Source organism: Chryseobacterium sp. LAM-KRS1, from assembly GCF_013184525.1.
Taxonomy (GTDB): Bacteria; Bacteroidota; Bacteroidia; order Flavobacteriales; family Weeksellaceae; genus Chryseobacterium; species Chryseobacterium proteolyticum.
In genome coordinates this window covers 575,158-588,997 of sequence record NZ_JAAOIZ010000001.1, presented here as the reverse complement: position 1 = coordinate 588,997, position 13,840 = coordinate 575,158, and the positions used below count along the sequence as shown (strand labels likewise).

12 protein-coding genes are annotated in these 13,840 nt (G+C 34.6%); 6 read left to right on the top strand and 6 right to left on the bottom strand.

The window, feature by feature from the left end; translation table 11 throughout:
- Positions 1–229: 229 nt before the first annotated feature.
- On the bottom strand, positions 230–1,240 hold the full coding sequence (locus tag G9C87_RS02630; RefSeq protein WP_172277830.1) for a glycosyl hydrolase: 1,011 nt from the start codon (positions 1,238–1,240) through the stop codon (positions 230–232).
- A 75-nt stretch (positions 1,241–1,315) separates the two neighbouring features.
- Entirely contained in the window at positions 1,316–2,845 is a 1,530-nt protein-coding gene (locus G9C87_RS02625; protein ID WP_172277829.1) for an APC family permease, read from the bottom strand.
- A 177-nt stretch (positions 2,846–3,022) separates the two neighbouring features.
- On the opposite strand from G9C87_RS02625, the gene pnuC reads away from it, so the two are divergent.
- The 5 genes from pnuC (at position 3,023) to G9C87_RS02600 (ending at position 8,912) form a co-directional block, all read left to right on the top strand.
- On the top strand, positions 3,023–3,700 hold the full coding sequence (gene pnuC / locus G9C87_RS02620) for a nicotinamide riboside transporter PnuC (protein ID WP_172277828.1): 678 nt from the start codon (positions 3,023–3,025) through the stop codon (positions 3,698–3,700).
- The gene (locus G9C87_RS02615; RefSeq protein WP_172277826.1) at positions 3,697–4,323 is read left to right on the top strand and encodes a hypothetical protein; all 627 of its coding nucleotides are present in this window, start codon (positions 3,697–3,699) and stop codon (positions 4,321–4,323) included. The genes pnuC and G9C87_RS02615 overlap by 4 nt, the downstream gene beginning before the upstream one ends.
- Positions 4,324–4,415: 92 nt before the next feature.
- Complete coding sequence (gene dapF, locus G9C87_RS02610; protein ID WP_172277824.1) at positions 4,416–5,183, top strand: diaminopimelate epimerase; 768 nt, start codon at positions 4,416–4,418, stop codon at positions 5,181–5,183.
- A gap of 33 nt (positions 5,184–5,216) precedes the next feature.
- Entirely contained in the window at positions 5,217–6,242 is a 1,026-nt protein-coding gene (gene mltG / locus G9C87_RS02605) for an endolytic transglycosylase MltG (protein WP_172277822.1), read from the top strand.
- A gap of 168 nt (positions 6,243–6,410) precedes the next feature.
- Entirely contained in the window at positions 6,411–8,912 is a 2,502-nt protein-coding gene (locus G9C87_RS02600; protein WP_172277820.1) for a TonB-dependent receptor domain-containing protein, read from the top strand.
- A gap of 33 nt (positions 8,913–8,945) precedes the next feature.
- Here G9C87_RS02600 and G9C87_RS02595 read toward each other — a convergent pair whose 3' ends face one another.
- The 4 genes from G9C87_RS02595 to G9C87_RS02580 form a co-directional block, all read right to left on the bottom strand.
- Positions 8,946–9,392 carry an adenylyltransferase/cytidyltransferase family protein gene (locus G9C87_RS02595; RefSeq protein ID WP_172277818.1) on the bottom strand — a complete coding sequence of 149 codons (447 nt, stop codon included), beginning with the start codon at positions 9,390–9,392 and terminating at the stop codon, positions 8,946–8,948.
- Positions 9,393–9,469: 77 nt separating this feature from the next.
- Complete coding sequence (gene galE / locus G9C87_RS02590; protein WP_172277816.1) at positions 9,470–10,495, bottom strand: UDP-glucose 4-epimerase GalE; 1,026 nt, start codon at positions 10,493–10,495, stop codon at positions 9,470–9,472.
- Between the two features lie 21 nt (positions 10,496–10,516).
- Entirely contained in the window at positions 10,517–10,951 is a 435-nt protein-coding gene (locus G9C87_RS02585) for a hypothetical protein (RefSeq protein ID WP_172277814.1), read from the bottom strand.
- 12 nt (positions 10,952–10,963) lie between these two features.
- The gene (locus tag G9C87_RS02580; protein WP_172277812.1) at positions 10,964–12,088 is read right to left on the bottom strand and encodes a DegT/DnrJ/EryC1/StrS family aminotransferase; all 1,125 of its coding nucleotides are present in this window, start codon (positions 12,086–12,088) and stop codon (positions 10,964–10,966) included.
- An 86-nt stretch (positions 12,089–12,174) separates the two neighbouring features.
- Between G9C87_RS02580 and G9C87_RS02575 the strand changes: the two genes are divergently transcribed.
- Positions 12,175–13,779 (top strand): S8/S53 family peptidase, encoded by a 1,605-nt coding sequence (locus G9C87_RS02575; RefSeq protein ID WP_172277810.1) that lies wholly within the window; start codon positions 12,175–12,177, stop codon positions 13,777–13,779.
- Positions 13,780–13,840 lie beyond the last annotated feature (61 nt).

Here is a 13,840-nt window from a genome sequence, read left to right as displayed (position 1 = left end):
GAATTTCATTCTGCAAAATTAGCTATAACTTATGAATTTTAAATCATGAATTATATTAGGGTTTGTTTTCGAAATTTATAATCAGTCTAAATACCATTCACAGGCTCTAAATACAAAAAATAAAGCCTTAAAATATTCAATAACCTAATTGTATCCAAAATCACTCAAAGGTATACCGAAGAAAATAATAATGGGTAATAAAACTACAGATATCCTCTATACCAAAAATTTAAAATTTTAATTTCATCAGCTGAATCTTGTCTTTACCCGCAAAGGCAACGGAATTTTGATCAATCCACTCACACACATATAAGTTTTTTTCATCAGAAATTTTCCTCCAAGTTTTTCCAAAATCTGAAGAATAACTGATATGCTGATCTCCTACTGCTATCATTTCTTTTCCTTTGGATCCCGGTCTAATTTTTACACAGGTAGTATAGCCTGCGTTCGCACCTGACGCCTGAATCTGCCAGGTTTTTCCCCCGTCATTAGTCGTCGCTATGTTATTGATGTTCTCTTTCTGTTTGGTATAATCTCCTCCGACTGCAACTCCAAACCGGTCATCATAAAAATCTATAGAATACATTCCCTGCGATGGCTCACCCTGAATAAATGGTGTAGTAAAAACATCAAACTTCTCCGTTTTAAGATCTAACCTCAGAATTCGGGAAGCTTTACCTCCTGTTGCGATCCACATGTATTTTTTAGTTGAAGCAATGTTTGTATTACTTGCTGCAAAAGCTGCTTCCCCACTGTTTAATGAAATTTCATTCTTTAGCAAATCCCATTTCCCATTTTTAAAAGCAACCAATTTAAGGCGATTACTTGAGTCCGAATCACTGAAAGTAAAAGCAAGATGATCATCCACAAAGTGTAAAGCATCATAAAATGCAGTTTTCACCGTATCCTTATACACTGTTTTTGACTGCATATCCTTTTTATCAATTTTAAAGAAATAAGCAGGACTTCCAACATTAATAGCATAAAAATCATTATTGTTCTGGGCCAATGTTCTGAACTCTAAATTCTTATCCGATAATGAAATCTGTTTTTGATTTTTAAAATTTTTAAGATCAACAAAACCAAATTTAGAATCCGTACCCGCATACCAGATTTTATGATCCCAGACTTGGAGCGCTCTTATGCTTATTTTATCATTAAAAATTGTTTCCATGTTTACTTCCTGGGAAAATGTCAATATTCCCAAAAAACAAAATACACATGCTAGAATATTTTTCATAAAAATTTAATTTGGTGAAAGACAAAAATAAAAAATCCACAACATTCTGTGGATTTTTTATTTTTATTTTTATTCTTACAAATTTAGATCAGGTTTTTCCAGTGGCTCTTGTTCCGCCTTAAAGGTTTCTCCGTACCCTCCGTTTTGTAATTTGGAATTTCTTTTACTATAAAGGAAGTAAATAATAAATCCGATGATCAACCATGCGAAAGAATACATTTTAGCTTCTCTACTTAAATTAAAAATCAGGTAAACATTAATTAAAATTCCAAGACAAGCGATTAATGGCAATGCCGGAACTTTAAAGTTTCTCTGCAGATTAGGTTCTTTAACCCTCAACACCCAAACAGCTACACAAACCATAGTGAAAGCAAATAAAGTCCCGAAGCTCGTCATGTGAGCAAGATCATTGATCGGTGTTAAAGAGGCAACTACAGAAATTAAAATTCCCAAGATGATTAAGTTCTTGGTTGGTACTCCTGTTTTTGGATTTACTTTTGAAAAAGTTGCTGGGATCAATCCATCTTTAGACATTCCAAGGAAAATTCTTGATTGTCCCATGATCATTACCATCAATACTGAAATCAATCCAACAGTTGCGGCAATTGTAATGATGTAACCAGCCCAGGCCTGACCAGCAATATCAAATGCATAGGCAACAGGAGCTTTGATCGCATCAGGATATTTCCCTAAAGGATTGAAATCCGTATAATGCATCATACCCGTTAATACAAGAGACACCAATATATATAAAAGTGTACAAATGATCAAAGAAGCAATAATTGCAAAAGGAACATCTTTTTTAGGATTGATTGCCTCTCCTGCCTGTGTCGACACCGCATCGAATCCTACATAAGCAAAGAAAATTGCAGAGGCTCCTGCAACAACTCCTCCTATACCATACGCAGAATGGGAAACCCCATTTTCAGTAATAGTAGTCGCTTCAGGAATGAAAGGAACCCAGTTATCCGTATTGATAAAGAAAATACCGGCAATAATAACAAAAATGATTGCTGATACTTTAAGCATTACAATAAAGTTATTCGCTTTTGCAGCTCCCTTTGTTCCTCTCACCAAAATAGATATAACAAATAATACAATCAAAAATGCGGGCAAGTTCATAGAAAAACCGGAATTTCCGGCTGCCCAATAAGTCTGGGGGTCAGTAGTAAGCCATGTAGGCAAATGCAATCCGAACATTTTTAGGAGTTTTCCAAAATAACCGGACCAGGATACGGCGACCGTCATAGATCCCATTGCATATTCTAAAATCAATCCCCACCCGATAATCCAGGCAAAAATTTCCCCTACTGTTCCATAAGCATAAGCATAAGCCGAACCTTCTACAGGAAGTATGGAAGCAAATTCAGCATAACATAAAGCTGCAAATACACAGGCAATTCCTGCAATTACAAAGGAAAGTGCTAATGCAGGTCCTGCATTATAATAAGCTCCTGTCCCGGTAAGTACAAAAATTCCTCCTCCGATAATTGCTCCGATTCCAATAGCTGTAAGACTCCATTTTCCTAAAACGCGTTTCAGCTCACTTTTCTTAATATCAGCTTCATAAGCGCTCATTGGTTTCTTAACCCAAATTTTTGACATATTTTATTGTTTATTTAAGATTTACGAAAGTATAAAAAATTTACAAATACTAACAATTATTGACAAACTTTCATTATTAAATTTATATTTAAGGATATAAAAAACTGATTAACATACCATTCAACTCATTTTTCATCAATATTGAATTTTTGCTTATTTTTGAACACATTTGAACATATGAATCTATATGACCTCTTTGTAAAACCGTATGAAGACTATACAACCTTACAAATTATGCTGGAAAGCGCAGGAACTTTTTTCGGCATCCTCAGTGTCTATTTCTCCATCAAAAAAAATATTTGGGTATACCCCACTGGTATTATTTCGACCCTTATTTATGTTTATATTCTTTTTAACTTCGGATTGCTGGGCGATTGTATGATCAACATCTACTACACTGCTATGAGTGTTTACGGATGGATTTTATGGGCAAAAAATTCAGAAGATAATGTTCATGTGGAAGTTTCATGGGCAACCAAAAAAGAATGGATCTTTGCCAGCATCCTGTTTGCAGTTAGCTTACTACTCGTTACTTTTATATATTATTACAAACCTTACATAGATAATCATTTTTCCATGGCAGGTGCTAATTTAGGATTGTATCATCTTGATTGGGCAAATTGGCTTGATGTATTTACCACATCCATTTTTTTAGTAGGCATGTGGTTTATGGCCAAACAACGCATTGAGAACTGGATTTTCTGGATCATCGGAGATTTTATTTGCATGCCTATGATGATTTTTAAAGGACTTGGAATCACTTCGGTTCAATATTTGGTATTTACTATAATGGCGATCATAGGATTCGTCAAATGGAAAAAAAGTTATAAAGAAAAAAGAAAGATAAAGTCATGAAAAATTTATTAAAATTAACGTTTAGTTTTTTCACTATAGTTAGTTTAACTTCTTGTTTGGCATATTCTGACGGATATGCTGGTGGTTATGGAGATCCGTATTATAATAACGGGTATTATTATGCTCCATCAGGATACTACGGAAGTGGCGGATATTATGGCAATGATGGATATTACTATAGAAATGATATCAATTATTATTACGATAATGGTGCTCCTTATTATTACTATGGGAACAATAATAACAGAAGAAGGGTTTATGTAGAAAGAAGAAGCTCTACAATTACTTCTCAGAGACCTAATAACGGATTACAAAATACACGTACCAATAACAGTAATTATAACAATAGTAATTACAATAACAATAACGGATATATTAACAGAAACAACGGAAATAGCGGTTTCAGAAATAACAACTCCAATAGCCAGAGCAATCAGGGTAGCGGATATAGAAATGTTCCTCAGCAAAATACTGAAAGACCTCAAAATAACAGCGGTTTCAGAAGTAATAGTTCATCCAACTCTAATAGTACAATAAATACAAATAGCGGAAGTGGATTTAGAAGTAATAATACTCAGCAAGATAACTCTAATCGATCAGGCGGAAGCGGATTCAGAAGATAATCATTCTAAATAATAAAAAACGGGCAGTATTTACTGCCCGTTTTTTATTTTAATATACTAATTTTGTTTGTTTATTTTAATGTAAAGAAAGTATGGAATTTTATAAATATCAAGGCACTGGAAACGATTTCGTAATGGTAGATAACAGAGATCTGCAATTTCCAAAAGACAAAGCAATTATCGAAAAGCTTTGCGACAGACGTTTTGGAATTGGAGCAGATGGTCTTATTCTTTTAGAAAATGATGAAAAGTATGATTTCAAAATGGTGTATTACAATTCCGATGGTGGAGAAAGTACCATGTGTGGAAACGGTGGTAGATGCCTTGTTGCGTTTGCTTTTTTCCTTGATATCTTTGAAGCCAAATGTAAATTTATTGCTATAGATGGAGAACATGAAGCAGAAATCCATAATGGTATCATCAAATTAAAAATGATCGATGTTACCGACATTTCCAATGACGGAGCAGATTCTGTAATGGATACCGGATCTCCACATTATGTAAAATACGTCGAAGATTTGGTTACCTACAATGTTTTTGCAGAAGGAAACGGGATCAGAAATTCAGAAAACTATAAAGAAAAAGGTATCAACGTCAATTTTGTTGAAAAAATTACCGATGATGAAATTTTCGTAAGAACCTATGAACGAGGCGTTGAGGATGAAACATACAGTTGCGGAACAGGAGTTACTGCATCTGCTTTAACCTTTCTACAAAAAAACAATCTAATCTCTGTAAAAGTTAAAACTTTAGGTGGAAACCTTAAAGTGTATGCTGAAAAAAACGGAAATTCTTTCCAGAATATTTGGTTGGAAGGACCGGCAAAACAAGTTTTTAGAGGTAAGGTTGACTTGGTTTAAAAAAACAGACAACTTTTAATCAACTATTAAATAATGAAAAAAACTATTCTCATTATCATACTGCTTGTTGTAGCGGTAGCAGGATTTTTTGGGTTAAGATTTTATAATACATATTACGGTAACAACGTAGAAAAAGAAGGATATGTTTTAATCCCTCATGGAGCAAGCTTTAAGCAGGTACTTGATTCTATTGGACCGTATATACAAAATAAAGAGTCGTTTGAAAGAGTAGCAAAGGATAAGGATCTGGAACAACATCTCAAACCGGGTCGTTACCACATCCAGAATGGAACAGGAAATACGAATATTGTCAATATGATCAAAGCGGGAAACCAGACTGAGAATACCTTTAGAATAGGAGATTTTGGTGATATGTATCAAATGATCGGTAAAGTCACAAAAAAAACGGAGCTGGATTCACTCAGATTTGTAAAAGATTTTAATACGATTGCAACTGAAAAAGGATATACCAGCGCCGAAGACCTGAAAAAGTATTTTTTTATCGATTCATATAACTTTTTCTGGACAGTAAGTCCTAAAGATTTTTTTAAAAGATTTGAGGATCAATATAATGGTTTCTGGACAAGTGAAAGAAAAAACAAAGAACAGCAGTCCGGGCTAACAAGAGATCAGATTTATGCACTTGCCTCCATTGTCTATAAAGAATCCGGTGGAAAAAAAGATGAAATGAAAACTATCGCAGGACTATATTTAAACCGATACAGAAAAGGAATGAAATTACAATCTGATCCTACTGTGATCTATGCTATTAATAAGCAGACAAATTTTAAAGAGCCAATCAAAAGGGTTTTATATAAACATCTGTCTACGCCCTCTCCTTACAATACATACGCTAATTCCGGTATTCCTCCCGGCCCGATATGTATTGTAGATAAGAACTCTGTAGATGCTGTGCTTAACGCAGAAAACAACAATTATATATATATGTGCGCTGATCCGGCAAGGTTTGGCTATCACAAATTCACGGCAAGTGCTGAAGAGCATGCAATTAATGCAAAAGCTTATCAAAACTGGCTTAATTCAAAAAATATAAAATAAAAAGCAAATTTAACTTTATTTTAACAATTTCATAATTAACATCCAGCCTTAAAAAGCGACATATCTATTACAAACAATAAATTAATCGTAATATTTTGAAATTTAACCCATTAATAATTTCACAATATTAGGAGTTATCCCTTCACGATTTTACACAAACAATACCTTATGAATCAGACGGAAATTATTAACCTTTTTACAAAAAAAACCTTAGGGCTTACTTTTGTTCTTTCGGCGGCAGCATTTGCTTTCGGACAGGAAAAAGCAGCTATATCAGGGACAATTGTTAGTAAAAACAATCAGCCTGTTCCTTATGCCTCAGTCACCTTCAGCAATAAAGAAAATAAATTACTTAGTGATGCTGCTCTTACTGATGAAAAAGGACAGTATAAACTTGATCTTGCTCCCGGGAATTACGACATCACCGTTGAAGCAATTGATTACAAAAAAAGTGTAGTTAATAAACAAATTGCAGCTGCAGGAAATATCGGCGCCTTATCCATTGAGCCTGAAAAAAGTGCAACCAACCTTAAAACGGGAGATATACAAGGTGTAACGATTACGGTACAAGCGAAGCCATATAAAGTGGAACTTGACAAAAGAACATATGACCCCTCTCAGGATATTGTAAGTAAGGGAGGAAATCTTCAGGATGTATTATCCAATGTTCCTTCTGTTTCTGTTGAAACGGACGGTACAGTTTCTATGAGAGGAAGTTCTAATGTGAAGTTTTTAATTAATGGAAAACCTTCTGCATTACTTGGTATTGATGATGGTGCAAATGCTTTGCAAAGTATTCCTGCAGACCAGATCGATCGAATCGAGGTTATTACAAACCCTTCTTCGAAATTTGAAGCCAGCGGTACTGCAGGTATTTTAAATATTATTTTAAAGAAAAATAAGAAAACAGGTTTTAACGGTAGTGTTGTTGGAACTTTAGGATATCTTCCACAAACTTCTCTCAATACCAACTTAAGTTGGAGAAAAGGAAAATTCAATTGGTTTTTAAATGGAGGTGGTGGATACCGCGAGTCTAAAAACACAAGCAGAAACAATTCATTATTTTCAAGTGGCACAACAAGCCAGATTGACAACGAGTCCATTACAAAGAGTAAAAATGATAATTACAACGCTTCTGCAGGGGTAGTTTATGATATCAATGACAAAACGTCTGTAAACGCGTCTGGTACTGTTAGAACTTTTGACAACAACAGCAACGGGAACGTAACCTATTATGATTACTTCACCAATAATACAACAGGTTTCAGACAAAGATCGAATACAGGAAATGGCAATAACTTAGCATTTCAGGGAGATTTCGGACTTGATCACAAATTTGATGATAAAGGCCAGAATTTATCCCTCTCAGCAAGTTTGCAAAGGAACCGATCTAATAATGATACCAATATATATGATACCAACAATAACGTTTTCCAGCTTGAAGATTTTGTAGCACAGAAAACACTTAACCGATCATTTATAGGAAAAGCTGATTATGAACTTCCTATTGGTGAAAATTCTAAGATTGAAGCCGGTTATAGATTAGATATCAATAAAAATGACTATAATAACATGGTCATGGAAAGCACAGCATCCCATCCTTTGCTATCTTATCTTGAAGATTACTCATACAACGCGACTTACAAAGAAATGTTTAATGCATTTTATCTTCAGTTTAAAAGCAAAATCGGAAAGCTCGGGTATCAACTGGGTTTAAGGGATGAAATTTCCAAAGTAGATATTGATTATTTAAATCTTGCCGGAGGAGCTCAAAAAACAACCAAAAACTATAATAACCTTTTCCCTAGTGTATTTCTAAGCTATGAAATAGCAAAAGACAATCAGTTTTTAGTAAATTATTCAAGAAGGATTGATCGTCCACGTTCATTCTTTATGATCCCAAATCCAAGTTATAATGACAATCAAAACATTTTTGACGGGAATATTGATCTGAATCCATCTTATGTCGATTCTTACGAAGTAGGATACAGCATTTCTAAAAAAAGCTTTACCATCAACCCTACGCTTTACTACAGACACTCAAGTGATGATGTTAAAATGCTGGTGTACAAAACAGTTGATGATAACGATATTACAACATTTCATACAAAGCCAATCAACTTAGGAAATGACGATCGCTATGGTCTAGATCTCAATTTTAATTGGGACGCAACCAAATGGTTAAAATTTATGGGAAATGTTGACCTGTTTGGCTATAAGACTACCGGTAGTTACTACGATCCTAAAACCATGGATAAACCAATGTCATTTGATGGAAGTGGCTTTTCTACAAGAGCCAGATTAACATCTACTTTCAAAGTTGATAAAACTTTTAATTTCCAGCTACAAGGTTTCTATAGAGGAGCACAAAAGACCCAGAGCCAGGACAGAAAAGATATGTACGCAGTAAGTTTAGGGGTCTCCAAAACGATCTGGGATGGCAATGGTACGATAGGTTTCAATATTCAGGATATTTTCAATACCAGAGCAATGAGATCCACAACTTATGGTACTGATTTCACCAGAGATTCTTACATGCAATGGCAACCAAGACAGTTTGCTCTATCTTTAACTTACAGATTCAAACAAGGGGAAAAAGTGGACCAACCAAAAAAGAAAAAAGACATTAACGCTAATGCTGCCGGAGATGACCAGCAGGCACCAATGTAATACAAAAAAATCCCGATTATTAATCGGGATTTTTTATTTTGCATTTACGGGTACTTTACTTTTCTCCGCTTCGAAAATTCTTTTTCTTAAATCGCTGGAGGAAAACCGGTGGTCCCTTTTATTATAATAAATTTCTATTCCTTTTTGCTCGCAGTATTTTTTTCCTGTAAAATCACGGTCCATATAATCGTCTCCAATAATTCTTACGTCTATTACAAAAGATTTCAAAATGTCTTCCAGATCTTCTTCTGTATAGTAAGGAATGATTTCATCTACAGCACTCACTGCCTTAAGCTGAATATATCTTTCTACAATGGTCTGAGTAGGCTTATTTTTATTAGGGCGATCATGGGAGGGGTCAATCTGTAAACCTACAATCAGATAATCACAAACGGTTTTTGCTTCTTCTAACATTTTTATATGTCCTGCATGAAGTAAGTCAAATGAAGAGAATGTAATCCCTATTTTTTCTGTTTTCATATTAGTCTATTTAAAACTTCACTAAGATAGAAATCTTTTATTTAATTCCTTTCATAGAGAAATATTTTGTTAATCATTTAATTTAAATTTCTTGACTTCAGATATTTTTGCCATTCCCAAACCGTTTTTAATGCTTCCTGCAAACTGGTTTCAGCCTTCCATCCAAGTTCATGTTCAGCTTTGTCAGCATTGGCATATGCAACCGTAATATCTCCCTCTCTTCTATCACAGATCTGATAAGCAACCTTTACATCATTTGCCATTTCAAAAGCATTCACCACTTCTAAAACTGAGAATCCTTTTCCGGTTCCTAAATTATAAATATCAATAACGGTATTGTTACTAGAATCTGACATTAATTTTTTTAATGCTGCAACATGAGCCTTAGCAAGATCGACAACATAAATGTAATCGCGGATTGGTGTTCCGTCCTCCGTGTCGTAATCATTCCCCCAAATATTTAATTTTTCACGAATTCCTGCTGCCGTCTGCATCACATAAGGAACAAGATTATTTGGAACTCCAATAGGCAATTCGCCTAATTTACCCGAAGGATGCGCTCCAATAGGATTGAAATATCTTAATAAGGAAATCTTTCTTTTATATGCATTGGCAAAATCTTTAAGGATCTCTTCACCCATTTGTTTAGTTTTACCATAAACGCTCTCCGGCATTTTTAATGGGGTATTTTCATCAATGGGCATTACATCCGCCTGTCCGTAAACCGTACATGAAGAACTGAAAATAAAATTAGAGAGATCTCTCTTCTTAAATTCCTGAAGAATATTGATCAGAGAAAATAAATTATTCTCATAATAATCAACAGGTATAACCTGACTTTCGCCAACTGCCTTAGAAGCAGCAAAGTTGATACATCCGTCAATCTGATGAGCATCAAAAACCTGACTTAAAAGCTCCTTTCTTTTTAGATCAAAAGGATAAAAAACAGGTTTCTTTCCGGTAATCTCTTCTATATTATTTAAAATAAATCTTTCAGAGTTAGACAAATCATCTACAATAACAACATCAAAGTTATTATTAAGTAATTCCACTACGGTATGGGAACCTATATATCCAAGACCTCCGGTTACGAGTATTGCCATTTATGTTTTATGTTTTGATTTTTATTCTTCGTTTTTACCTATGAAATCAATATTTTCATATTGTACTTCTTTAAATTTAAATCTATTAATTGCAAAAATTAAGAAAATTAATATCATACTACCAATAGAAGTAAATCCAATATCATATTCTTGAATTTCTATCTGTAAATAGATTTGTTTTCTTATAAATCCAAACACAATAAGACCTAAAAGTAATAAGTATAATACATTTAAAAAAAATACAGTTCTAACAGACTTTTTTATTAATAATATAAGACTTGTATGGTTTAGTAGAAATACCAAAATTGCAAACGAAAGTATCCAATATCTGTAAGTACCATTCTCTTGATTACTATATTCTGCACTAATCCCATATCCAAATAAAATAGAAATAAAAATGCCAAACAGAAAAACTAATAATCCTATGATTCTAAATTTAAATACTTTCTTTTTCACAGTGCATTACTACTACCCCAGAAACTCTAATACAGCATCCGTAATATACTTCAACTGCTCTTCATCCAATTCTGTATGCATCGGAAGAGAAATCACCTGATCCAATAATTTATCCGTATTTACAAAATCTGCATCATTACTTTCCTGGAAATAAGCTTTTTGCTTTCTTAATGCTACCGGATAATAGATCATCGCAGGAATTTCTTTTTCTGCAAGGAATTTTTGTAACTCATTACGTTTTCCGTTTACTATTCTTAAAGTATACTGATGAAATACGTGAGTTGTGTTTTCGGCTCTTTTTGGTGTTAATATGTTTGGGTTTCCCGCAAAAGCCTCATCGTAATAATCCGCAGCTTTTCTTCTCGCTTCATTATAGGAATCAAGATTAGGGAGTTTTTTCCTTAAAATAGCAGCCTGAATACTATCTAAGCGAGAGTTCACTCCTACTTCATCATGATAGTACCTTTCGTACATTCCATGATTAACAATTCCTCTTAAACGGTGTGCCAGTTCATCATTATTGGTAAAGATAGCACCTCCGTCTCCATAGCAACCTAAATTTTTAGATGGAAAGAATGAAGTGGTACCTACCGTAGACATCGTACCTGCCTGTTTTACAGTTCCATCGGAAAACGTATAGTCTGAACCAATTGCTTGCGCATTGTCTTCAATAACGAATAAGTTATTCTCTTCGGCAATTTTCAGAATTTCTTCCATATTAGCACATTGTCCGAAAATGTGTACGGGAATGATCGCTTTTGTTCTCGGAGTAATTGCTTTTTTAATCTGTTCCGTAGAAATTGTGAATGTATCGTAATCTACATCTACCAAAACAGATTTAAGTTTCAATAAATGAATAACTTCTACAGTAGCTGCAAAAGTAAAATCAGCAGTGATCACCTCATCTCCTTCTTTAAGGTCTAAAGCCATCAAAGCAATCTGTAAAGCATCAGTTCCGTTTGCACAAGGAATAACATGCTTTACGTCTAAATAAGATTCCAATTCATTCTGGAAGGACTTCACTTCTGGGCCGTTTATAAAAGCCGCAGAATCCATTACATTTAATACTGCATTATCTACATCATTCTTTATCTTGTAATACTGACTTTGCAAGTCGACCATCTGAATTTTTTTCATAAATAAATATTTCCGTAAAAATAAGGAATTTAAAATCCATTCAAAAATTTTATTGATTTTGTTTTACCTTTATACAAAATAACTCCATGAAGAAAACTCTACTCTTTTGTTTCTTAACCGGTTACTCTCTGGCTTTTGCACAAACAGCACTGGTATTCGTGTATTTCACTGATAAGCCTAATAAGTCAGCATTTTATGCTAATCCCCTTTCTGAGCTTAGCCAGAAATCATTGAACAGACGCACGGCTTTGGGAATTCCCCTGAATGATCAGGATGCTCCCATTGAACAATCTTATATTCAGAATATCCAAAACCTTGGTTTTACAGTTACCGATTACTCAAAATGGCTTAACGGAGTAGCCGTAAATGCCTCTTCAGCCCAGATTGCAACACTTCAGTCACAACCCTATGTCCAGTCGGTAGAAAGTTTTGCAAGAAATGCTACTGCAGTGACCAAACAGACCAACCCTAATAAATGGGAAAATTTTGACAATACAAATAAAAACCTGACCACATTTGATTATGGTTCAGGCTCAGAACAAATTGATCAGATCAATCTAAGACCTCTTCATCTTGCAGGCTTTACGGGAAATGGTGTAACCATCGCAGTTATAGACACCGGCTTTCCGACAGTAAACACAGGCTCTGCTTTTGCCAGATTATGGACCAATAATAAAATTAAAGGAGGATTTGATTTTGTCACTAAAACGAATGATATTTATAACCCCTCACTCAATGTCCATGGCTCTGTTGTTTTAGGTGCAATTGGAGGTTATATTCAGGATATATTCGTTGGTTCGGCACCTGATGCTGATTTCTATCTTTACCGCAGCGAAAATTCCCTTGTAGAAATTCCTGAAGAAGAATTATACTGGATTGAAGCAGCAGAGGAAGCTGATAGAAAAGGGGTCGACCTTATTACTACATCTCTGGGATATACCACATTTGATGACACACGATATAATTATCAGTATTCTGATATGAATGGAAGCACATCTTTTATAGCCAGGGCCGCCGGGATTGCAACAACCAAAGGTATTTTTTTATTAATTGCAGCAGGAAACTCAGGACAGCTTCCCTGGCATTATATCAGCACTCCCGCAGATAATCCCCAGGTCTTTACGATAGGCTCAGTAGATTCTTCCGGAATCTCATCCGGATTTTCATCTTTCGGGCCTAATTCGTTGGGTGTAATAAAGCCAGACGGCAGTACAAGAGGTACTGCATCTGCTACTGTTTTCAATAATTCAATAACTTCTGCTACCGGAACCTCAATTGCAACACCAATTGCTGCAGGTGGAGTAGCTTGCTTAATTCAGGCTTTTTCCAATATGAACCGAGATCTGATAAAAAACAAATTACGACAAACGGCCTCATTATATCCTTCCTACACAGATCAGATGGGTTATGGGATTCTTAATTTCGGAAACTTCTATAATGGAACTTTAAACACTTCCGAAGCAGTAAAAAAGCAAAAAGTTGCTATATTTCCAAATCCTGTTAAAAGCATTCTAAATGTCGCATCAGAAGCAGATGTTATTGCATTGGAAGTTTATGATAATCTGGGTAGGCTCATCATCCGGAGCAACCAGCAAAAGTCGATTAAAGTTGAACATTTTCCGAAAGGTACTTATTACCTTAAGATTCAGACAAAAGATAAATCTTATTATGAGAAATTTATAAAAGAATAAACAAAGGCCACTCAAATTGAGTGGCTTTGTTATATCTAGATTAATTATTATAGTTTTGAGA